20 protein-coding genes are annotated in these 20,127 nt (G+C 65.2%); 8 read left to right on the forward strand and 12 right to left on the reverse strand.

The features are described 5' to 3' along the window. Window positions 1–25: 25 nt before the first annotated feature. On the reverse strand, window positions 26–1,048 hold the full coding sequence (locus ACOCMH_RS03865) for a putative 2-aminoethylphosphonate ABC transporter substrate-binding protein (protein ID WP_427307858.1): 1,023 nt from the start codon (window positions 1,046–1,048) through the stop codon (window positions 26–28). Between the two features lie 178 nt (window positions 1,049–1,226). Here ACOCMH_RS03865 and ACOCMH_RS03870 point away from each other — a divergent pair, with 178 nt between their 5' ends. The 5 genes from ACOCMH_RS03870 to ACOCMH_RS03890 all read left to right on the forward strand — a co-directional run bounded on the left by ACOCMH_RS03870 (window position 1,227) and on the right by ACOCMH_RS03890 (window position 6,483). Continuing rightward, complete coding sequence (locus ACOCMH_RS03870; RefSeq protein ID WP_427307859.1) at window positions 1,227–1,916, forward strand: phosphonate utilization associated transcriptional regulator; 690 nt, start codon at window positions 1,227–1,229, stop codon at window positions 1,914–1,916. A gap of 29 nt (window positions 1,917–1,945) precedes the next feature. Further along, on the forward strand, window positions 1,946–3,181 hold the full coding sequence (gene phnA / locus ACOCMH_RS03875; protein ID WP_427307860.1) for a phosphonoacetate hydrolase: 1,236 nt from the start codon (window positions 1,946–1,948) through the stop codon (window positions 3,179–3,181). Between the two features lie 98 nt (window positions 3,182–3,279). After that, complete coding sequence (gene phnY / locus ACOCMH_RS03880; RefSeq protein ID WP_427307861.1) at window positions 3,280–4,722, forward strand: phosphonoacetaldehyde dehydrogenase; 1,443 nt, start codon at window positions 3,280–3,282, stop codon at window positions 4,720–4,722. 52 nt (window positions 4,723–4,774) lie between these two features. Then, window positions 4,775–5,893, forward strand: a complete 1,119-nt coding sequence (ald, locus tag ACOCMH_RS03885) for an alanine dehydrogenase (protein WP_427307862.1) — start codon at window positions 4,775–4,777, stop codon at window positions 5,891–5,893. A 161-nt stretch (window positions 5,894–6,054) separates the two neighbouring features. Beyond that, the gene (locus ACOCMH_RS03890) at window positions 6,055–6,483 is read left to right on the forward strand and encodes an NUDIX domain-containing protein (RefSeq protein WP_427307863.1); all 429 of its coding nucleotides are present in this window, start codon (window positions 6,055–6,057) and stop codon (window positions 6,481–6,483) included. Window positions 6,484–6,507: 24 nt separating this feature from the next. Here the strand turns inward: ACOCMH_RS03890 and ACOCMH_RS03895 are convergent, their stop codons facing one another. Further along, window positions 6,508–7,500, reverse strand: a complete 993-nt coding sequence (locus ACOCMH_RS03895) for a tripartite tricarboxylate transporter substrate binding protein (protein ID WP_427307864.1) — start codon at window positions 7,498–7,500, stop codon at window positions 6,508–6,510. Between the two features lie 220 nt (window positions 7,501–7,720). After that, on the reverse strand, window positions 7,721–8,809 hold the full coding sequence (locus tag ACOCMH_RS03900; RefSeq protein ID WP_427307865.1) for a tartrate dehydrogenase: 1,089 nt from the start codon (window positions 8,807–8,809) through the stop codon (window positions 7,721–7,723). 142 nt (window positions 8,810–8,951) lie between these two features. On the opposite strand from ACOCMH_RS03900, the gene ACOCMH_RS03905 reads away from it, so the two are divergent. Continuing rightward, entirely contained in the window at window positions 8,952–9,875 is a 924-nt protein-coding gene (locus ACOCMH_RS03905; RefSeq protein WP_427307866.1) for a LysR family transcriptional regulator, read from the forward strand. A gap of 403 nt (window positions 9,876–10,278) precedes the next feature. After that, complete coding sequence (locus tag ACOCMH_RS03910) at window positions 10,279–10,944, forward strand: GntR family transcriptional regulator (protein WP_427307867.1); 666 nt, start codon at window positions 10,279–10,281, stop codon at window positions 10,942–10,944. A 34-nt stretch (window positions 10,945–10,978) separates the two neighbouring features. Here ACOCMH_RS03910 and ACOCMH_RS03915 read toward each other — a convergent pair whose 3' ends face one another. The 9 genes from ACOCMH_RS03915 to ACOCMH_RS03955 all read right to left on the reverse strand — a co-directional run bounded on the left by ACOCMH_RS03915 (window position 10,979) and on the right by ACOCMH_RS03955 (window position 18,665). Continuing rightward, window positions 10,979–12,142: a porin gene (locus ACOCMH_RS03915; RefSeq protein ID WP_427307868.1), complete on the reverse strand. Its 1,164-nt coding sequence runs from the start codon at window positions 12,140–12,142 to the stop codon at window positions 10,979–10,981. 123 nt (window positions 12,143–12,265) lie between these two features. Further along, complete coding sequence (locus tag ACOCMH_RS03920) at window positions 12,266–12,817, reverse strand: flavin reductase family protein (protein WP_427307869.1); 552 nt, start codon at window positions 12,815–12,817, stop codon at window positions 12,266–12,268. A 21-nt stretch (window positions 12,818–12,838) separates the two neighbouring features. After that, entirely contained in the window at window positions 12,839–13,585 is a 747-nt protein-coding gene (locus tag ACOCMH_RS03925) for a dienelactone hydrolase family protein (protein ID WP_427307870.1), read from the reverse strand. Window positions 13,586–13,601: 16 nt separating this feature from the next. Then, window positions 13,602–14,276, reverse strand: a complete 675-nt coding sequence (locus ACOCMH_RS03930) for a 4-carboxy-4-hydroxy-2-oxoadipate aldolase/oxaloacetate decarboxylase (RefSeq protein ID WP_427307871.1) — start codon at window positions 14,274–14,276, stop codon at window positions 13,602–13,604. Then, window positions 14,273–14,950, reverse strand: coding sequence for an RraA family protein (locus ACOCMH_RS03935; RefSeq protein WP_427307872.1), 678 nt, complete (start codon window positions 14,948–14,950; stop codon window positions 14,273–14,275). The genes ACOCMH_RS03930 and ACOCMH_RS03935 overlap by 4 nt, the downstream gene beginning before the upstream one ends. Window positions 14,951–14,953: 3 nt before the next feature. Further along, entirely contained in the window at window positions 14,954–15,616 is a 663-nt protein-coding gene (locus tag ACOCMH_RS03940) for an RraA family protein (protein WP_427307873.1), read from the reverse strand. Then, on the reverse strand, window positions 15,613–16,629 hold the full coding sequence (locus ACOCMH_RS03945; protein ID WP_427307874.1) for a protocatechuate 3,4-dioxygenase: 1,017 nt from the start codon (window positions 16,627–16,629) through the stop codon (window positions 15,613–15,615). Before ACOCMH_RS03945 ends, ACOCMH_RS03940 begins: the two co-directional genes overlap by 4 nt. A 31-nt stretch (window positions 16,630–16,660) precedes the next feature. Further along, window positions 16,661–17,674: an amidohydrolase family protein gene (locus ACOCMH_RS03950; protein WP_427307875.1), complete on the reverse strand. Its 1,014-nt coding sequence runs from the start codon at window positions 17,672–17,674 to the stop codon at window positions 16,661–16,663. Window positions 17,675–17,702: 28 nt separating this feature from the next. Next, entirely contained in the window at window positions 17,703–18,665 is a 963-nt protein-coding gene (locus ACOCMH_RS03955) for a PDR/VanB family oxidoreductase (RefSeq protein WP_427307876.1), read from the reverse strand. Window positions 18,666–18,942: 277 nt separating this feature from the next. Here ACOCMH_RS03955 and ACOCMH_RS03960 point away from each other — a divergent pair, with 277 nt between their 5' ends. Next, entirely contained in the window at window positions 18,943–20,082 is a 1,140-nt protein-coding gene (locus tag ACOCMH_RS03960) for a glycosyl hydrolase (RefSeq protein WP_427307877.1), read from the forward strand. Window positions 20,083–20,127: the final 45 nt, after the last annotated feature.

Consider the following 20,127-nt stretch of genomic DNA (forward strand, 5'->3'; position numbering starts at 1 on the left):
GGACGGGCGCCCGCCCCGGCGCGCGTTACTTGGCTTCGGCCTTGCTGTCGTAGCGCTTGCTCCACTCGGCCAGGATGCGGGTGCGGTTCCTGGCGGCCCATTGGAAGTCATTGCGGGCGAAGCGGCTCTCATAATTGGCGGGAATGCCGTCCAGCGGCTTGGCCACGCCGGGATAGGCCACCACGGCCCACCAGTTGGCGCTGATCTGGTTGGCGTCGCGGCTCGCCATCCAGTCGGCGAAACGCCTTGCCTCGGCCACCTTCTTGGTCGTCTTCATGATGCCCGTGGCCTCGATGTCCCAGCCCAGGCCCTCGGCAGGGAAGATCAGGTCGACCGGCGCACCGGCCTTGCGCACCTGGTGGCCGCGGAATTCGAACGAGATGCCGATCGGGAACTCGCCGGTGGCGGCCTGCTTGCACGGCTTGGAGCCAGAGTGCACATACTGGGCGATGTTCTCGTGCAGGCCATCCATGTACTTCCAGCCATCGGCTTCGCCCCACATCTGCAGCCAGGCCGCCACATCGAGGTAGCCGGTGCCGCTGGAAGCCGGGTGCGGCATCGTGATGCGGCCCTTGTAGATGGGCTTGGCCAGATCCTTCCAGCTCTCGGGCTTGGGCAGGCCGAGCTTCTGCGCTTCGACCCGGTTGAAGCAGATGGTGGCGGCCCATACGTCCATGCCGACCCACTGCGGTGGCCGCGCGGGATCGGAATAGGTCGCGTTCAGTTGCTGGAAGCCCTTCGGCTCGTAGGCCTGCAGCATGCCTTCCTGTGACAGCAGCACGAGGCTGCTGGCGGCCAGCCCGGCCACCACGTCGGCCTGCGGGTTGGCCTTTTCGGCCATCAGCCGGGCGGTAACGATGCCGGTGGAGTCGCGCACCCATCGCACTTCGATATCGGGGTTCGCCTTCTCGAAGCCATCCTTATAGAGCTTCATCGCATCGGTCTCCAGTGCGGTGTAGACCGTCAACGTGGTCTTTTGCGCGGCGGCGATGCCTGTGGCGAATACCAGGGAAGAGGCGCACAGCGCCATGGCAAGGGAATTTCTCATGCTCGTCTCCGTATTAGGCAGATCTGTCGTCTGTCCTGTTTGCCCTGCCGCGGTGTGTCGCATCGGCACCCCTGCGGTAAGATTGGAAATCAATGTAGAACGTAGGCTGATGACTGTCAACTGAAGATTGAAAACTGTTGACAGTTTGCAATTCGCCCACTTTAATGGAGCCATGGGAATGACCGACGCCATCCAACTCTTGCGTTCAAGCTCGCTGCCAATGCTGGTGCAGGAGGAACTCGAACGACTGATCATGACCGGCGAACTGCCGCCCGGCACGCGCATCAACGAGAGCGACATCGCCGCGCGCTTCGGCACCAGCCGCGGCCCCATCCGCGAAGCACTGCGGGCGCTGGAGGAGGCCGGACTGGCGCGCAACGAGAAGAATCGCGGGGTCTTCGTGCGCGAGATCTCGGTCGAGGAGGCCGATGAAATCTACGAACTGCGCGAGGCCCTGGAAGAAATCATCGGCAAGCGTGTGGCGCAGCGCGTCAACGCAGCGCTGGCGGATGACCTGAACCAGCTGGTGGGCGCCATGGAAGAGGCCGCAAACAACAAGGAGGCGGCCACATACGCCTCGCTCAACCTGCGCTTCCATGAACTGCTGCTGGATCGCGCGGGTAGCAGCAAGCTCGCCGAGACCTACCGGCGGCTGGTGAAGGAGCTGCACCTGTTTCGCATGCAGGCATTGACCCAGGGCGGGGGGCTCGATGTCTCCGCCGACGAACACCGCACCATCGTGGACGCCATCGTGTCGGGCGATGCCAGGCGCGCCGGCGCTGCGCTACGCGCGCACGTGGCCGCCAGCCGCGTACGCATGCTCAAGGCGCACCGCAAGGTGCATCCAGGCAGTAACAAAGAACCATGAGCTGACGCTCATCACCAAGGGGATTGAAAATGGGAACGACCAAGGCCGAAAGGATCGAAGTCAACGGCAGGACCTACCGCTGGATGGACCGGCCGGTGGTCGTGGTATGCGTGGACGGCTGTGCGCCGGAATACCTTCACGCTGCCGCCAAAGCGGGCGTGGCGCCTTTCCTCCGGCGTGTCATGCAGCGCGGCACCAGCCTGCTGGGCGACTGCGTGATCCCATCGTTTACCAATCCCAACAACCTGTCCATCGTCACGGGCGTGCCGCCGTCGGTCCACGGCATCTGCGGCAATTATTTCTTCGACCGCGAGCTGGGCGCCGAAGTGATGATGAATGATCCGAAATACCTGCGCGCCGGCACCGTGCTTGCTGCCTTTGCGGACGCCGGGGCCAGGGTGGCGGTGGTCACTGCCAAGGACAAGCTGCGCAAGCTGCTCGGCCACGGCCTGCGGGGGATCTGCTTCTCTTCGGAGAAGGCAGACCAGGCCACGCTGGAAGAAAACGGCATCACCGGTGTCGTGGAGATGGTGGGCATGCCCGTGCCGTCGGTCTACAGCGCGGAGCTGTCCGAGTTTGTCTTTGCCGCCGGCGTCAAATTGATGGAGCAGGAGCGGCCCGACCTGGTGTATCTCTCCACCACGGACTACGTGCAGCACAAGGCAGCCCCGGGAAGCGAGGCCGCCAATGCCTTCTACCGGATGATGGACGGCTACCTGAGCCGGCTCGATGCCATGGGCGCCACGATCGTGCTGACCGCCGACCACGGCATGAACGACAAGCACGGCGCTACCGGCGAGCCCAACGTCATTTACCTGCAGGACCAGCTCGACGCCTGGTACGGCGAGGGGGCGGCCCGCGTCATCCTGCCCATTACCGACCCCTATGTGGTGCACCACGGCGCACTGGGCTCGTTTGCAACGATCTATACGCCGGATGCCGAGAGTGCGGCCCGATGGATTCCGCGCATCGCCGACATCGACGGCATGGATAGCGTACTCACACGCGAACAGGCAGCCGAGCGCTTTGGGCTGCCGCCCGACCGCATCGGCGACATCGTTACGGTCTCACGCCAGAACGTTGTGATTGGCACGTCGAAATCCAGGCACGACCTGTCCGGCCTGGACGCGCCACTGCGCTCCCACGGCGGGGTGTCAGAGCAGGTTGTGCCGCTGATCTGCAATCGCGCGATGGTGGGGCTCAGTCCGGGCCGTCGCCTGCGCAACTTCGACGCGCTTGACCTCGCGCTGAATCACGCCGCCTGACGGCACTTTCCCGAATTCCTGGCTGCTGTCCCGATACGCCCCTGCGCAGGGGCGGGGGGACAGTCGTGCCCGCCGATTGAAACCAAGAGGAGACACTCATGAGCACAGCAGTCACGTCAAGCATCCGCCATGAAGCGCTGCGGATTGCCGGCGAAAAGGTCTATCGCGATCGCGTGATCGAGGTGACCTATCCCTACACCGGGGAAGTCATCGCCACGGTGCCGAAGGCCGATATCGAAGACGTGCGCCGCGCCCTGCGCATTGCCCATCAGTACCGTTCGACCCTGACCCGCTACGACCGCTACCGCATCCTGATGCGCGCCGGCGACATCATCGCGCAGCGCAAGGAGGAGATTGCAACCCTGATCACCCTGGAATCGGGTTTGTCGCTGAAGGACACGCTCTATGAAGTCGGCCGCGCCTCCGACGTGCTGCTGTTCGCCGCCAACCAGGCGCTGGTGGACGATGGCCAGGTCTTCTCGTGCGACCTTACCCCCCACGGCAAGAGCCGCAAGGTCTATACGCTCAAGGAACCGCTGCTGGGTGCCATCTCGGCCATCACGCCGTTCAATCACCCGCTTAACCAGGTGATTCACAAGGTCGCGCCGGCGGTGGCTACCAACAACCGCATCGTCCTCAAGCCGAGCGAGAAGACGCCGCTGGCCGCCTTCGCGCTCGCCGATATCCTCTATGAAGCCGGCCTGCCGCCACAGATGCTGTCGGTCGTCACCGGCGATCCGCGCGAGATCGCCGACGAATTGCTGACCAGCCAGCACGTCGATCTGGTCACCTTCACCGGCGGCGTGCCGATCGGCAAGTACATCGCGGCAAAGGCCGCATACAAGCGCCAGGTACTGGAGTTGGGCGGCAATGATCCGATCATCGTGATGGAAGACGCCGACCTGGAGGAGGCCGCGACGCTGGCCGCGGGTGGCTCATACAAGAACTCCGGCCAGCGATGCACCGCCGTCAAGCGGATGCTGGTGCAGGAATCCGTGGCCGACCGCTTTGTCGAGTTGCTGGTCGCCAAGACGCGGGACGTGAAGTATGGCGACCCCCTGGATCCCGCCATGGACATGGGCACGGTCATCGACGAGGCCGCCGCCATCCAGTTCGAGTCCGTGGTGAATGCCGCCATCGCCGGCGGCGCGCGCCTGCTGGCCGGGCACAAGCGCGACGGCGCACTGTACGCGCCGACCGTTCTCGACCACGTCGACCCGGAAATGACCGTTGTCAGGGAGGAGACCTTCGGCCCGGTCTCGCCGGTGATTCGCTTTAAAGATATCGACGACGCCATCCGGATTTCCAACGGCACGGCGTACGGGCTTTCGTCGTCGGTCTGCACCAACCGGCTCGACTACATCACCCGCTTGATCCGCGAGTTGCACGTCGGCACGGTCAATGTCCGTGAGGTCCCTGGCTATCGCCTTGAGATGACACCGTTCGGCGGCATCAAGGATTCAGGGCTGGGCTACAAGGAGGGCGTGCTCGAAGCGATGAAGAGCTTCTGCAATACCAAGACTTATTCGCTGCCCTGGTAAGGCGGCAGCGCCATCGTACCGGATTCACATAACACCAAGGAAGGAGACAGCCATGAGGATCGGAGTTCCGAAGGAAATCAAGAACCACGAATATCGCGTCGGCCTGACGCCGTCGTCCGTGCGCGAGATGACGGCACACGGCCACCACGTGCTGGTGCAGACCGCCGCCGGCGCGGGCATCGGCGCCAGCGATGCCGACTACCGCAAGGCCGGCGCGACCATCGTCGATACGGCGCAGGAGATCTTTGCCAAGGCTGACATGATCGTCAAGGTAAAGGAGCCCCAGGCCGGCGAGCGTGCCATGCTGCGGGAGGGTCAGATTCTCTATACCTACCTGCACCTCGCGCCGGATCCGGACCAGTGTGCCGATCTCATCCGCAGCGGTGCGGTCTGCATTGCCTACGAGACCGTGACCCAGGCTGGTGGCGGCCTGCCGCTGCTGGCGCCGATGTCGGAAGTCGCTGGCCGCATGTCGGTGCAGGCCGGGGCGAATTGCCTGGAGAAGGCGCGCGGCGGCATGGGCGTTCTGCTGGGCGGCGTGGCGGGCGTGGAGCCGGCCAAGATTGTCATCCTGGGCGCGGGCGTGGTCGGCACCAACGCGGCGCAGATTGCCGTAGGCACCGGCGCCCAGGTGGTGGTGATCGACCGCAATATCGATGCGCTGCGACGCATGGACCGCCTGCTGGGCGCCCGCGTGACGACGGTCTACTCCAACCAGGACAACCTGGAGCGCCATGTACTGTCGGCCGACCTGGTCATTGGTGGCGTACTGATCCCAGGCGCGGCCGCGCCCAAGCTGGTGACTGCCGGCATGGTGGACGCAATGAAGCCGGGTGCGGTCATCGTCGACGTGGCGATCGACCAGGGCGGTTGCTGCGAAACCGCCAGGGCGACGACCCACGCTGATCCGACCTACCTGGTTGGCAGCGTGTTGCACTATTGCGTAGCCAATATGCCGGGCGCAGTGCCGCGTACATCGACCTATGCACTCAACAACGCCACGCTGCCCTTTGCGCTGCAGATCGCCGACAAAGGCTGGAAGACCGCACTGGCGGACAATGCGCACCTTGCCAATGGCCTGAACGTGGCGTTCGGCAAGGTGACCTGCAAGGAAGTCGCGCACGACCTTGGCCATGTCTACCACGAACCTGCGCAGCTGCTGGCGCATTGAGCCGGTCGCGAGCAAGTCCGCTACCGTGAGCGGATGGCGTCGCGCACTGGCCTCATAAAGGTGGACAATGCGTAAGGCCGGCCCGGCAGGGCTGAGTGCTGCATTGCACAGGACTCGGCTCTGCCGTCCAACCAGGCGCCGGCGGGCATAGGGAGACGCAAATGACTACTGGCAAGCGTTCCGCGGGGCTGCTTGTGATGCGGTGCGTCGACGATGAATGGCGCTGCCTCGTGTTGCGCGCGTATCGGAACTGGGATCTGCCCAAGGGCCTGTCGGAAGCGGGCGAAGATCCATTGTCCACGGCGTTGCGGGAAACCCGGGAGGAAACCGGCTTGTCCGTCCTGCAGCTTTGCTGGGGCGAGGACTATCGGGAAACCGCTCCGTATGCCAACGGCAAGATTGCGCGGATCTATCTTGCCGCCTCGCCTTGCGGCGAGGTTGCATTGCCGGTCAGCGCGGAACTGGGCCGCCCCGAGCATCACGAATTCCGCTGGGTGACGCTGGCGCGGGCACGAGACCTGTTGCCGCCGCGGTTCGGTCCCGTTCTGGAGTGGGCGGCCAGTGTGACCGGCTCATCGCCAAGGGAATAGGACGCGTATGCTGCGGCCGCTGCCTCACTCGATGGTGACATTGCCTTCCTTGACGAGCGTAGCGAACTTGTTCGTCTCATCATTGATGCGCTTTGCAAACGCTCCGGGAGTACTCGCCATCGGTTCCGCACCCGCCGCAAGCATGCGCTGCTGGAAGTCAGGCGAGCTGACAATCTTCACGATCTCGGTGTTCAATCTTGTGACGACCGGCTTGGGCGTCGCGGCGGGAGCGAGGACGCCGAACCAGGTTCCAATGTCGAAGCCCTTGAGCCCCGACTCGCCCATTGTGGGTACGTCGGGCAAGGCGCTCGAACGCTTGGCCGTTGTGACTGCCAGCGCCTTCAGCTTGCCGCCCTTGATGTGCGGCAACACCGTTGTCAGCGTGTCGAAGGACATGGACACCTGACCGCCCAACAGGTCCGTGGTGAGCGGGCCACTACCCTTGTACGGCACATGCAGCAGCTTGACGCCGGTTGTCGCCTGGAACTGGGTTCCAATCAGATGTTGCGCAGTGCCATTGCCATTGGAACCATACGACAACTCTGGTGACGCATTCTTTGCGAAGGCAACCAACTCGGCCACGTTCTTGACGGGTGTTTTTGTACTGTTGACCACCAGCACGTTGGGGACCATCGCGAGTGTGGAAACGGGAACTAGGTCCTTCTGGAAGCTATAGGGAAGTTTTTTGTAGACAGACGTGGCAATGGTATGGTGGACCGCGCCCATCAGAAGGGTGTAGCCATCCGGCCTGGCTTTTGCAACATAGTCGGCGCCGACAGTGGCACCGGCGCCCGGCCGGTTCTCGACAATGACTGGCTGGCCGAGAGCCTTGGACAACTGGTCACCCAGCGCGCGCGCGAGGATGTCGGTCGTGCCGCCAGACGGGAATGGGACGACCAGGCTGATCGGCTTGGACGGCCATTCCTGAGCAATCGCTACGGACGCTCCGCAGATACCGAAGCCGAACATCGACAGGCCGCAGATACGACGGACCAGTTGAGTAGTGAACGTACGCATGGTTGTCTCCTTTAATGGTAGTGATTGCGATGCGCGTAGACAGGCCGCGAAGCCTTCGCTACCGGACCAACCGATTCGAGGTGAGTCGCCTGCGGTCGAGGGCTCTGATGGCCGTTGTCGGGGTCCGCAAGGAAGCAGACGCGCGCTGAGCGCGCGCCTGCCGGCAGCCCGGCCCTGGCCGGGTGCGAAGGGTGCTACAGGTGAAGCCGTGACCGAAGCCTTATGCGGCCTTGGCCTGTCGATGTGTTGCCAGGTAGTCGCAGACTGCCTTGGTCACATCGACCGTTTTCGCCTTGCCGCCGAGGTCCCCGGTATGCAGCGCCGGGTTGGCGGTCACTGCTTCGATCGCGGCCATCACGCGTTGCGCGGCGGCGCTTTCGCCCAGATGTTCCAGCAGCATGACCACCGACCAGAACGTGCCTACCGGGTTGGCCAGGCCTTTGCCCATGATGTCGAAGGCGGAGCCGTGGATCGGCTCGAACATCGACGGATAGCGGCGTTCCGGATCGATATTGCCGGTCGGCGCAATGCCCAGGCTGCCGGCCAGCGCGGCGGCCAGGTCGCTCAGGATGTCGGCGTGCAGGTTGGTGGCGACGATGGTGTCGAGCGACCTCGGGCGGTTGACCATGCGCGCGGTGGCGGCATCGACCAGTTCCTTGTCCCAGCTGACGTCCGGGAAGTCCTTGGCCACCTGCACCGCCACTTCATCCCACATCACCATGGCGTGGCGCTGCGCGTTGGACTTCGTGATCACGGTGAGCAGCTTGCGGGGGCGCGACTGGGCCAGCCTGAAGGCGAAGCGCAGGATCCGTTCCACGCCCACGCGCGTCATCATCGACACGTCGGTGGCGGCCTCGATCGGATGGCCCTGGTGCACGCGGCCGCCCACGCCCGAGTATTCGCCTTCGGAGTTCTCACGGACAATGACCCAGTCCAGGTCTTCGCGCGCGCAGCGCTTCAGCGGCGCGTCAATGCCGGGCAGGATGCGGGTGGGGCGCACATTGGCGTACTGGTCGAAGCCCTGGCAGATCTTGAGGCGCAGGCCCCACAACGTGATGTGATCGGGGATCTGGTTGTCGCCGGCGGAGCCGAACAGGATTGCGTCCTTGTCGCGCAGCGCGTCGAGGCCATCGGCGGGCATCATCACGCCATGCTGACGATAGTAGTCGCCGCCCCAGTCGAAGTCCTCGAACTCAAAACGAAAGTCGCCGCCAGCGGCGGCCAGGGCTTCCATGACTTCCCGGCCGGCGGGTACGACTTCCTTGCCGATGCCGTCGCCCGGAATGGTTGCAATCTTGTACGTCTTCATCTTTTCGTCTCCTGTCTGGTCTGGAAATCCGTCTGGTGCCGTCATCGCTGCTGCGAGCGTGAAGCGGATTCTGGGCCGTGGACGAAGTTTTGGATCGCGGCTAAAGTTAAACCATTCTTAACCCTGTGGTTGAAAGTGGGATATGGCTTCCAACAGTGCGATCCAGCCGGCCGAGCTGGGCTTCTTCGCGGCATTGGCCACGGCTGGCAGCCTGAGCGCCGCCGCGCGGGATCTCGGCATCACGACGGCGGCAGTCAGCAAGCGGCTAGCGCAGATGGAGACACGCATCGGCATGCCATTGGTCACACGTACCACACGGCGCATGAGCCTGACGCCGGAAGGAGAGGTATTGCTGGAACATGCCCGCCGCATCCTGGGGGCACTCGACGACCTGGAGCAGTTGCTGACCAGCGCCAAAGGCAAGCCGAGCGGCCTGCTACGCGTCAATGCCACGCTCGGCTTCGGACGCATGCATGTGGCGCCCGTGATTTCCGAGTACAGCCGGATGTATCCCGATGTGGATGTCCAGCTGCAATTGTCAGCCGACCCGCCCCCGCTGACAGAGGATGCGTTCGATGTATGCGTGCGATTCGGCGAGCCACCTGACGCCCGCATCGTCGCACGCAAACTCGCACCGAATCGGCGGCTGCTGGTTGCCTCGCCACGTTACTTGTGGGAGCACGGTACACCGCAGACGCCTGCAGAACTGCAGCGCCACAACTGCATTGGCATCAGGCAGGGGAGCGATGCCTACGGTGTGTGGCGCCTCACGGCGGTAAAGGGTGCCAAGGCACGTACCGAGGCGATCCATGTCCGCGGCAACCTGACAACCAATGATGGCGAGATTGCCGTCAACTGGGCGTTGGAAGGGCATGGCATTGTGCTGCGCGCGGAATGGGACGTTGACCGCTATCTGCGCAGTGGAAGACTGGTGCAGGTGCTGCCGCAGTACGTGACACCCGAAGCAAACATCTATGCTGTCTATCAGCAGAGGCATCAGCTATCGTCCCGCATCCGGTTGTTCGTCGAGTTCCTGGGCCGGAAGTTCGCGGCGTTTGGTCAATAGCCCGGTTCGCTGCGAGTGGCTGTTTCCGATGCATGAACAGTCGATGAACGTGTTCGTTTTAGTGACTCCACTTCAACTCCCCGGCCGAGCCGTCAACAATCCCTGCCGCGGTGGACAATCGAGTTTCCGCCCCCGGGTAGGCGTTCGCAGTGCCTGCGGGAAGGTTGCATCCGCACTTCCGTCGAGGAGTTGCACATGCGGAAGCGCTTCCAATAAGGTGGCGGCGGATGGCGCCCGCGCAATGCGCAATGCATCCGCAAGGCAATGGAGCCCCGGAACGTTTGACGATGGCGGCCACTACTGCGCGTTGCTACGCAAAGAAGGGCAGATCCTGCCTTGGAACGGCCAATTGGAGGTATGATTGCATTCAATATTGCATATCTAATTCAGACCTATCCACACCGTGTCTACCGCAGAACTACAAGGGATCGACATTCCCGCCCAGATCGCCCAGGAAATCCGCAAGCTCATCAACCGCGGACAGTTGCCGCCTGGCCTGCAGCTACGGCAATCCGACCTGGCGGACCGCTTCGGCATCAGCCGCGTCCCCGTGCGCGAGGCGCTGAAGCTGCTGGCGGCCGAAAGCATCATCGAGCACGATCCGAACCGGGGCTTTTTTGTCGCGCCATTGTCGACCGACGAGGCCCGCCAGCTTTACCTGATGCGGCAACTTCTGGAAGCGGAACTGCTTTCCACGATCGAGTGGCCCACGCCCGCACAACTCAAGCAGCTCAAGGCGATGCTGACCGAACTCGACGAACTGCTCGCGGCCGGTAATCGCTCGGAATGGATCGAGCACCATCGCGCGTTCCACGACGCGGTGTTCGAGCTGTCGCCGAACAAGGTGCTCAAGCGCGAGGCGCTGCGCCTGATGCGGCTGACTGACCGCTACCGTGCGCTGGCCGCCGACATCACGCTGCGCGACCAGCACCTGAACGCCAACATCGAGCAGAAGCTCGTCAAGGCGTTGAGTACCAAGAACCGGGAAATGTTGCTGGATGCCTACGCCCAAGGCCGCAAGATGGTGGCCGAGGGGCTGATGCAGATCCTCGCGGCGCGCGGCGTATGAAGCGGGGCATGCTCCAGCGCCCCGCGTACTGCCGTCAGAAGCGGTGCATCATGCCGACTGCCGCGACGGACTGGATCTTCCCGCTGGCAAGGATGTTGCCGATCTCCGCGGCATAGGCGCCGTTGGTGTGCTGGTAGACCCCCACCAGATAGACCGCGGTCCGCTTGGAGAAGGTGTACGTCAACTGGAGCGCGCCCTGGTGGATGATCACGTTCTTCAGTTGCTCGTTGCCGTTCTCGTAGGTATAGGCGCCGCCGAGAATCAGGTCCGGCGTCAGTTCGTAGCCGATGCCGCCGGCCAGCGCGTAGATCCTCGCTCCGGTGAATGTGTTGCGCGCCTGGCTGTACATGCCCGAGAAATCGAAGCGCGACACCTTGGTGCGGGCGCCGGCGAGGAAGTTGGCGATGCCGCTCTGCCCGCCATTGACCGCGCCGTAGTTCTGCTCGGTATAGACCACGGCGGCGCGCGTTTCTCCCTGGTGATAGCCGATCGCCGCGCTCTTGCCTGACCCGTTCCGGAAGTCTCCGGCGACTTCGCCGAAGCTGTACATCAGCCCGGCCGAAAAGCCGCCGATCTCGTCGGTCGTCAGCTTGACGGCGTTCGACATTCGCTTGCCGCCCACGCGGTCCCAGTTGATGGCCGACATGCCAACCGGCGCGCCGGCGGCATTGGTGTACGGCGCGTATGGCGCACCGGCGGCAAGGCCGGCGCCGATCTGCGCGGGGCCCTTGAGGCCAAGCAGGTCCGCGCCGAAGCTGCCGGTGCGGAAGTTCAGCATGCCGCCCGCGATGCCGGTGGCCGGGTCGATGGCGCCGATCAGGAAGTAGTCGAACGCGAAGTCGTTCTGCTGCCCGAGGCGGAAGCCGCCAATACCGGCCTTGCGCATGCCGACCCAGGCCGAGTTCTCGAACAATGCGCCGCGCGACTGCGGATCGAGCGCCCCGGTGCTGAGGGAGATCATCGAGTCCAGGCTGAACGACGCCTGCAGGCCGCCGCCAAGGTCCTCGATGCCGCGCAGGTAGAACTTCGACGGGTAGATGGCGGAATCCTGCATGCGGACGTTCGAATGGCCGCCGTTGTCGCGATAGACCGCGACACCCTCGTCCAGCAGGCCGCCGATGGTGACGCTGCCCTGCGCGTGCGTCACGGTGGTGGCGGCCGTCATTGCAATGCCGAAGGACAGATGGCGAAGTGCCATTGCCAGCTTTCTTCTCCGAAGAGCCAATTCGTGTCTCCGTTATTGGAATTTATTGTTGTGGTGCCCGCCGGGCAGGGGATGCGGGCGGGATTTTGTCGGCCGGCGGGTTTGCGATGGTCCGCCTCAGCCGGCCGGTTCCGGGTCCCATGTCGGAATCCAGAGCAGTTCCCGCGCCGCGGCAGCGTCGGTTGACGAAAACTCGCCGTAGCTGCCGTGCGCGTACAGCAGCGGCCGGGCGCGGTCGGCGCGCGGCGTTGCGGTGTCGATGGCCCCGAAGAGGATGCCGTGCGTGCCGACATCCACGGCACTGGCCACGCGGCAATCGAAGCTGACCAGCGCGTCACGGAGCACCGGCGCGCCGGTGCTGGCGCGTCCCCATACGCCGTCGGCGAACTTCTCCTCCGCCGGCATGGGGCTGGCGAAGCGGTCGGCCAGCCGCCGGCTTTCCAGCGCCAGCACGTTCACCGCGAAGATGCCCGACGCCTGGATGGCGTGGAACGACGCGCTGTTGCGGTTGACGCAGGCGAGCAGCGTGGGCGGATCGGCTGAGACCGAGCAGACGGCCGTGGCGGTCAGCCCCGCCCGGGAGCCGTCCGCCGACAACGTGGTAATCAGGCAGACGTGGCCGGCGAGGCAGCGCATCGCTGCCTTGAACTGGTTGGCGTCGATGCTCATGGCGAGTTCTCCGTCCCGAGGCTATGCGACAGTGGTGGCGGCAGCGAGATGGCGCGCGAAGTGCAGCACGGTGCGACCGTGCGCCTGCATCGCGGCGAGCGGCTGGTAGCTGGCACGCTCCCAGCAATTGAAGCCGTGGCTCGCGCCGGGATAGACAAAGAACTTGGCGGTGTCCCGGTCGGCGAAGGCTGCCCTGACGCGCTCGACCGCGGCAAGCGGGATCATGGGATCCGTCTCGCCGTAGTGGAACAGCATCGGGCAACGCACGGCCGCCGCCTTCTGCAACTGGTCCTGGATGCCGCCGCCGTAGTAGCACGCGGCGGCCTCCACCAGTCCTGCAGCGGCCGCCAGATAGGCCAGCCGGCCGCCGATGCAGAAGCCGAGCGCGCCCACGCCGCCCGTCACCTCGGGACGCTCGCGCAGCGAGCGCACGGTGCCTTCCAGGTCGGCCCCGATCTCGGCCATGTCGGCACGCATAAGCATGTCGCGCGCGCGTGCGGCGTCGTCGCCCACATAGCCGAACGATTCGCGCGGCGCCTGCCGCCAGAACACGTCGGGCGCGAGCACGACAAAGCCGAGTTGCGCGTACTGCTCGGCCACAGCCTTGATATGGCGGTTGACGCCGAAGATTTCCTGAAAGAGGACAATCCCTGGGCCAGTTCCCGCAGGCGGCAGCGCGAGATAGCCCTGGTACGCGCGCCCATCGGCTGCCGGGATGTCGATCCAGCTCGTGCGGATCGTCGTGTCATCGTCGATGCGTTCGTTCATTTCGTCGCGCTCCCGCTCAGTTCCAGCCGAAGATGTCGAGCGTGGTCTCCCCCGCACGGAGCCGGCGGCACTGATCGGCTTCGTTTGCCTCTCGCGCAAGGCCGGCCTCCACCACCTTGCCAGCGCGGTCGCGCGGAATGCAGACCACGCCGTCGCTGTCACCGGCGATCAGGTCGCCGGCATGCACCGTGACGTCGCCGAACACGGTCGGTGCATTGATCCAGCCGCGCGCGCCGAAGTCCTTGCCGGTGCCGCGAATGCACAGGCCGCGGGCGAACACCGGGAAGCCGATCTCCTCCAGCAGCACGCCGTCGCGCACGCAGCCGTCGATCACCAGGCCGGCGAGGCCGCGCACCTGGCTGGCGGTGGACATGACTTCGCCCCAGTAGCCGTGTTCGAAGGCGTCGCTGACCGACACCACCAGCACGTCTCCTGGTTGCGCGGCGTAGATGGCGCGGTGCAGCCACAGGTTGTCGCCGCCCGGCGCATGCACCGTGAGGGCCGGGCCGCACAGCCTGAAGCCGGGTGCGACGGGTTTGATCACGGACGGAAACGCTCCGATCTTGCCGCCAGCCTCGTGCAGCGTGGCCGTGGGGATGGCGCGGGCGGCGTCGATGATTTGCGCAGCGGTACGCGCGAAATCCAGTTGCGTGGTGTCGCGCGGGTCGATGCGGTCGATAGGCAGGCTCATGCTTTCGCTCCTTCGGCGCGCGTCTGCAGTTGGTGGTAGCGGTGCTGGGCGCGGGCTTCGTCCAGGCGCATGCCGCCGGCGACGGCCTCGCGGATGGCGTTCTCGGCGGCTTCGATCTCTTCGGCGGCGGCGAGGATGCGTTCCTCGTGCTCGCGGGGGATCGACACCAGCCCGTCGGCATCGCCGCGCAGAATGTCGCCCGGCACCACGCGTACGTCGCCGATATTCACCGGCACATTGGTGGCCTCCACCTGCACGCGGTCCTTGCCGGTGCGCATCCAGTTGTCGCGCGAGAACACCGGGTAGCCGAGCGAGAGGCAGAGATGCACATCGCGGTTGATGCCGTCGATCACGGTGCCGGCGATGCCGCGACGATGGGCGATCTCCGTCATGATGTCGCCCCAGACCGTGGCATCGGTGCGGCCACCGTTGTCTAGCACGATCACGTGACCGGGCGGCACGTCGTCAATAAAGTCCCCGACCGTGCCCGGCGGGCTCGCGGCCGGGCCGTAGAGGATAGTGAAGGCGCGGCCGGCCATGCGGAAGCCAGCATCGCGCGGCTTGATGGCGCGGCACTGGCCGACGATGCCGAGGCGGTCCATCGCGTCGCTGAGCGTGGCGGTATCGAGCCTGCCGGCGCGGGCGACGTTGCGGTCTTCGATCTGTTCTGACATGACCTAATCCTTCAGCATGAATTCGTAGTTGCCGCCCATGACCTGGCTAATCGGCGTGCCGGCCAGGACGGCCTTGGCCATGCGGGCTTCGCGGGCGACGATGGCTTCCGCAGCTTCCAGCACACGGTCGATGTTCGCCGCGGCGATGAAGATGACCGCGCTGCGGTCGGCGAGAACGTAGTCGCCTGCATCGACATCCACGTCCCACACGCGGATCGGCACGTTGGTGCCTTTCTCGACGATACGGCCGCGCGCGGTGCGCGCGGTGAGGGAAGAGGCGAACACGGGAAAATTCATCGCGCGCGCTTCGTCGATGTCGCGCACGGGACCATCGGCCACCACGCCTGCGATACCCTTCACCTTCGCCCCGAGCGACAGCATGCCGCCCCAGCTTCCCGCCTCGACGCCGGTGCGCTGCTCGACGACGATCACGTCGTCCGCGCCGCCGGCCTCGATGGCGGTGGTGCCCAGGTGGCGCGGCTCGCCCGGTGGCGGGGCGCCCGTGCCGAGCTTCACGGTAATCACGCGACCGGCGATGCGGCCGTCACCGGCTTCCTGACGCACGCCGCTCACAACGCCCGGCAGACCGAGCTTGTCGAGCGTGTCGGACACTGCGCAACAATCCAGCCGGCGCAGGCGACGCACATATTCCTGGGGAGTGCTCATCGGATGGTTTCCTTGTGGTTGTCGGGCCGCCAGCAGGCGAACCCCATGGCATTGCCCGTCCCAGCTTCGCTGCGGTAGCACGGCACGTAGTCGATCACTTCCATGCCGAAGCCAAGCTCGTCCATCGCACCGGCCACGGGAATCCAGTTCTTGACCTCGGAGGTCCCTGCCTGGAAGATCGCCTCGCCCAGTCCCTCCACGCGCGCGAAGTCATGCGCGCGCATGCTGTCCAGGATCAACTGGTCGACGCTCTCGTCGATGACGAAGTGGGTCAGGCCACCCGAGGCGATGATCGCCACGCGCGCGTCGCTGTCCCACGACCGGATGGCGCGCGCCAGCGAACGTCCGAACGCATGGCAGCGGCCGGCGGTCGGCTGGTTGGGCGGATAGAACGTGTTGATCAGCACCGGGACGGTGGGAATCACCTGGTCCTTCATCAATTGCCGGAACACGAAGCCGAAGGCGTGCGGCGTCTCGGTAGCGGAAAGGTGCTTCAGTGCCGTGATGTCAAAGCCGTCGGCCACGGTGCTTTCGATCAGGTGGCGGCCCAGCGCCGGCACGCCGGCATAGGTCGCTTCGGGCGGCATGTAGCCGGGCATGGCGTGGGCCACGCCGGGCGGCAGGCGCGACAGCTTCTCGTCGCTGATCATGTTGTTGACGATGGTCTCGCCCCACATCACGCTGAACGCGGGCACGAGCATGTCGTCGAAGATTTCCATCTGGTCGTTGCCGACGATCACTGCCACATCGGGGCGGGCTTCGGCCAGCACCTGCGACATGCGTTCGATGGCCTGCATGCAGCGGGCATGCCGGGCTTCCCACACTTCCGGCCTGATCTGCGCGGCCAGGTTTTCCGACGCGCGATGCTGCACCAGCTCGTCGAACGTCCACGTCCGGCCCTGGTAGTGATGCAGGCTGCGGCGGTCGTCGGGCAGGCGCGAGCCCCATGTGTGCGGCGGCGTGACCAGCATGGGACCATGCGAGGTGCCCATGCCGAGTACGATTTCTGCCATGGTTTGGTCTCCTCAGGGCGTCTTTGCGCGCTTAGCGGTACGCCGCCAGGTCGAGGTTGAACAGCTTCTGCGCGTTGCCGAAGAAGATCTGGTTCTTCTCTTCCGGCGACAGCCAGTCGAAGCCCTGGATGAACGGCTTGATGTCGTCGAAGGTGCGGCCAGTGGCCGGATTGGTCTGCGAGCCCACGCCGGGGCACTCGGCGCCGAACAGGCAGCGGTCCGCGCCGACGGTCTTGATCAGCAGGCGCAGCGATTCCTCCGAATACAGCACGGTGTCGTAGTAGAGATTGCGCATTCCGGCGAGGAAGTCGCGCCCCGCGCGCGCGGCGCCGGACTGGAAGCGGCCGATCTGGTAGGGGATCGAGCCGCCGCCGTGTGACACCAGGATCTTCAGCGACGGCAAGTCCTTGAACACGTCGGAGTTCACCAGGCCGAACACGGCGATGGTCTCTTCATTAATGAAGTGGACCGTGTACGGCGAGCGCGCGGAGTGCGAGCCGGTGGCGTGGATGTGCGCGGGGATGTCGAGCTCGCACAGCTTCTCGTAGAGCGGATACCAGTAGCGGTCGCCCAGCGGTGGCGCTTCGGAGCCGTTGTTCTCGAACGGGTCCGGATTGAGCAGCACGCCGCGGAAGCCCAGTTCCTTTACGCAGCGTTCCAGTTCCGGCAGCACCACTTCGATGGGATCGCCGGCCACCTGCGGCAGGCCGCCCACGCCGATGAAGCGCTTGGGCAGCAGCTTCACCGTGCGGGCGATGATGTTGTTGGTCTCCTCGGTGAACCAGTGCACCAGCTTGCCCGGCTTCGTGCTGTGCATCATCTGGAACGGACGCGGCGACAGCAGTTGGACGGTGGTGCCCGCGCGGTCGAGCAGGTCGATGTGCCCGGCCGGACCCATCTCCTTGCGGTTGGCGTAGTGCAGGATCTCCTCGTCCGTCACCTCGGGCATCTTGCGCCCGTGCTCGCCGCGGTGCGACAGGATGTGCGCCTTGTAGACCCAGAGCTCGGCAGGCGGGCTGACGTGGCCGTGGCAGTCAATGATCATGGGATGTCTCCGGTTGGGATGAAATGACTTACAGATCGAGGACCAGCCGCTCGCCCTTGCAGCCCGAGCAGCAGATCATCATGGTGTTGTTGGCCGCCTTCTCCGGTTGAGAGAGGATGGCGTCGCGGTGGTCGGGAATGCCGGACAGCACGCGCGTCTCGCAGGCGCCGCACACGCCTTCCTCGCAGGAGTGCGCCACTTCCACGCCAGCATCCTTGAGCACCTGCAGGATGGTCTTGCCGCCCGGTACCTGCAGCGACTTGGCGCTGCGCTTCAGCTCGACCGTGTAGCCGCCGTCCAGCGCGGCTTCCTGCTTCGCGGTGAAGTACTCGACGTGGACCTGCGCCGGCGGCAGGTGGGCCGTGGCCGCCTCGAAGGCCGCGAGCATCGGGCCCGGGCCGCAGCAATAGAAGTGCGCGTTGGCCGGCTGCGCCTTCACTATCTCGACGATGTCGAGCACGCCGCCCGCTTCCGCGTCGATGTGCAGGTGCAGGTTCTCGTAGCTGCGCAGTTCCTCGAGGAAGGCGACGTCGACGCGGTCGCGGCACGAGTACACCAGCGTCATCGAGCGGCCCAGCGCCTTCAGGCGCCTTGCCATGCACAGGATCGGCGTGATGCCGATGCCGCCGCCGACCAGCACCGAATGCTCGGCCTCCTCGTTCAGCGGGAAATTGTTGCGCGGCGGCTCCACCTGGATCACCACGCCGGGGCGCAACTGCTCGTGCATGAAGCTGGAACCGCCGCGGCTTTTCGGGTCGCGCTTCACCCCTACCTGGTAGCGCCGCGGCTCGCGGCCGCCTTCGAGCAGCGAGTACTGGCGCACCAGGCCATTGGGCAGGTGCAGGCCGATATGGGAACCCGGCTCGCACGCCGGCAGCGCGGCGCCCGCCGGGGACGCGAAGGCGTAGAGCAGCGTGTCGCGAGCGAGGAATTGAATCGACTCCAGGCGCAACTCAAGGAGGGCGCCCGTGGACGGGGGCAGGTCGTTCATGTGTGTCTCCAGTGGCGACGTTCAGTGATGCGGCGAGGCCTATGCCTCCCTTGCGCCTGGCGTTCGAAGCGCGGGGGGTGGTCCGTGCCGCTCGCTTCGTCGTTGACGCGAAATTCTTTTTTGCATATTATTTCGACTAACAAGAAAAAAGTCAAAGACTCTCGATGCACGGACTTTCCCGGGCGTTGGCCCGAAGGCTCACATCACTGGCGGAAACAGGCGGCGGCAGCGTGCAGCGCAGCAGCACGGTCCGCGTCACATGGAAATGGAGAACAAATTGATCGCAGTCCTCTCTTGCAACGGCGGCACGGTCACGCACGGCAGCGGCCCCGCCACCCAGCTCTTCGTTGCCACCTTGCATGGCATGCATGTATTCGAGCGGACGGGGCAGGGCGCGCTCTGGCAGCGGACCCGCTCGACGTTGGAAGACCGTCACGTGAGCGCGCTGCTGTATGAGCCGCAGTCGGGGCTGCTGTTTGCCGGCGCGCACGGCAAGGGCGGCATGGCGGTCAGCCGCGACCTCGGCGTTACCTGGGAGCCGCGCGGCAATGGCCTGAAAAGCGAGCACGTCTACACGCTGGCGGCACAGCAGCGCGACGGTCGCGTGGTGCTCTATCTCGGCACCGAGCCCTCGGCGCTGTATCGCAGCGACGACCTCGGCGAGAACTGGGTGGAAGTCTCGGCCATGCTGTCCGTGCCGGACCAGGACAAGTGGACGTTCCCGCCGCCCCCGCACGTGGCGCACGTCAAGAACGTGGCCTTTCATCCGGCGCAACCGGGCACGCTGTACGTATGCATCGAGCAGGGCGCGCTGCTGAAGACGACGGACGACGGTGCCACCTGGACCGAGCCGCGCGCCTATGAGTCCGCGCAGGACAAGTTCTATCACGACAACCACCGCGTGCTGATCCGTCCGTCGAACCCCGCACAGCTTTTCATGTGCGGCGGCGAAGGCCTGCACTACAGCGCCGACGCCGGCGAGACCTGGATTCACCTGATGACGCGCGCGGACCGCATCGGGTATCCCGATGCCATGTTCATCGACCCGCGCGACGAAAACGTGCTGTACCTCGGCGGCCCCGGCAACGCTCCGCGCGAGTGGGGCGCCAAGCGCAGCGCCGACGCCACCGTGCTGCGCAGCCGCGATGGCGGCGCAACGTGGGATGAAATCCGCAACGGCCTGCCGGCAGAAATCATCGGCAACATAGAAGGCATGGGCTTGTATCACTGGGCCGACCAAGTGATGCTGCTGGCCGGCACCGCGACCGGCGAGACCTACGCCAGCGAAGACGGCGGCGAACACTGGTACACGGTTGCCGACGACTTGCCCCCGATCTCGAAGGGCGGCCACTACCGCTGGTTCCTGCAGGTGGACGAGCGCGAGAAGGTGGAGGACCGCATGCGCACTGGAACCTGACCGCCGGCCCCCCGGCCAACCCATCCAGAAATGACAAGCCTTGCC

It is taken from the genome of Cupriavidus sp. H39 (genome assembly GCF_050271075.1).
GTDB lineage: Bacteria > Pseudomonadota > Gammaproteobacteria > Burkholderiales > Burkholderiaceae > Cupriavidus > Cupriavidus necator_B.

Bases quoted from the DNA above. Each gene is read 5' to 3' on its own strand.
- ACOCMH_RS03865 (WP_427307858.1), bottom strand. From the start codon at position 1,048: ATGAGAAATTCCCTTGCCATGGCGCTGTGCGCCTCTTCCCTGGTATTC.
- ACOCMH_RS03870 (WP_427307859.1), top strand. From the start codon at position 1,227: ATGACCGACGCCATCCAACTCTTGCGTTCAAGCTCGCTGCCAATGCTG.
- phnA (WP_427307860.1), top strand. From the start codon at position 1,946: ATGGGAACGACCAAGGCCGAAAGGATCGAAGTCAACGGCAGGACCTAC.
- phnY (WP_427307861.1), top strand. From the start codon at position 3,280: ATGAGCACAGCAGTCACGTCAAGCATCCGCCATGAAGCGCTGCGGATT.
- ald (WP_427307862.1), top strand. From the start codon at position 4,775: ATGAGGATCGGAGTTCCGAAGGAAATCAAGAACCACGAATATCGCGTC.
- ACOCMH_RS03890 (WP_427307863.1), top strand. From the start codon at position 6,055: ATGACTACTGGCAAGCGTTCCGCGGGGCTGCTTGTGATGCGGTGCGTC.
- ACOCMH_RS03895 (WP_427307864.1), bottom strand. From the start codon at position 7,500: ATGCGTACGTTCACTACTCAACTGGTCCGTCGTATCTGCGGCCTGTCG.
- ACOCMH_RS03900 (WP_427307865.1), bottom strand. From the start codon at position 8,809: ATGAAGACGTACAAGATTGCAACCATTCCGGGCGACGGCATCGGCAAG.
- ACOCMH_RS03905 (WP_427307866.1), top strand. From the start codon at position 8,952: ATGGCTTCCAACAGTGCGATCCAGCCGGCCGAGCTGGGCTTCTTCGCG.
- ACOCMH_RS03915 (WP_427307868.1), bottom strand. From the start codon at position 12,142: ATGGCACTTCGCCATCTGTCCTTCGGCATTGCAATGACGGCCGCCACC.
- ACOCMH_RS03920 (WP_427307869.1), bottom strand. From the start codon at position 12,817: ATGAGCATCGACGCCAACCAGTTCAAGGCAGCGATGCGCTGCCTCGCC.
- ACOCMH_RS03925 (WP_427307870.1), bottom strand. From the start codon at position 13,585: ATGAACGAACGCATCGACGATGACACGACGATCCGCACGAGCTGGATC.
- ACOCMH_RS03930 (WP_427307871.1), bottom strand. From the start codon at position 14,276: ATGAGCCTGCCTATCGACCGCATCGACCCGCGCGACACCACGCAACTG.
- ACOCMH_RS03935 (WP_427307872.1), bottom strand. From the start codon at position 14,950: ATGTCAGAACAGATCGAAGACCGCAACGTCGCCCGCGCCGGCAGGCTC.
- ACOCMH_RS03940 (WP_427307873.1), bottom strand. From the start codon at position 15,616: ATGAGCACTCCCCAGGAATATGTGCGTCGCCTGCGCCGGCTGGATTGT.
- ACOCMH_RS03945 (WP_427307874.1), bottom strand. From the start codon at position 16,629: ATGGCAGAAATCGTACTCGGCATGGGCACCTCGCATGGTCCCATGCTG.
- ACOCMH_RS03950 (WP_427307875.1), bottom strand. From the start codon at position 17,674: ATGATCATTGACTGCCACGGCCACGTCAGCCCGCCTGCCGAGCTCTGG.
- ACOCMH_RS03955 (WP_427307876.1), bottom strand. From the start codon at position 18,665: ATGAACGACCTGCCCCCGTCCACGGGCGCCCTCCTTGAGTTGCGCCTG.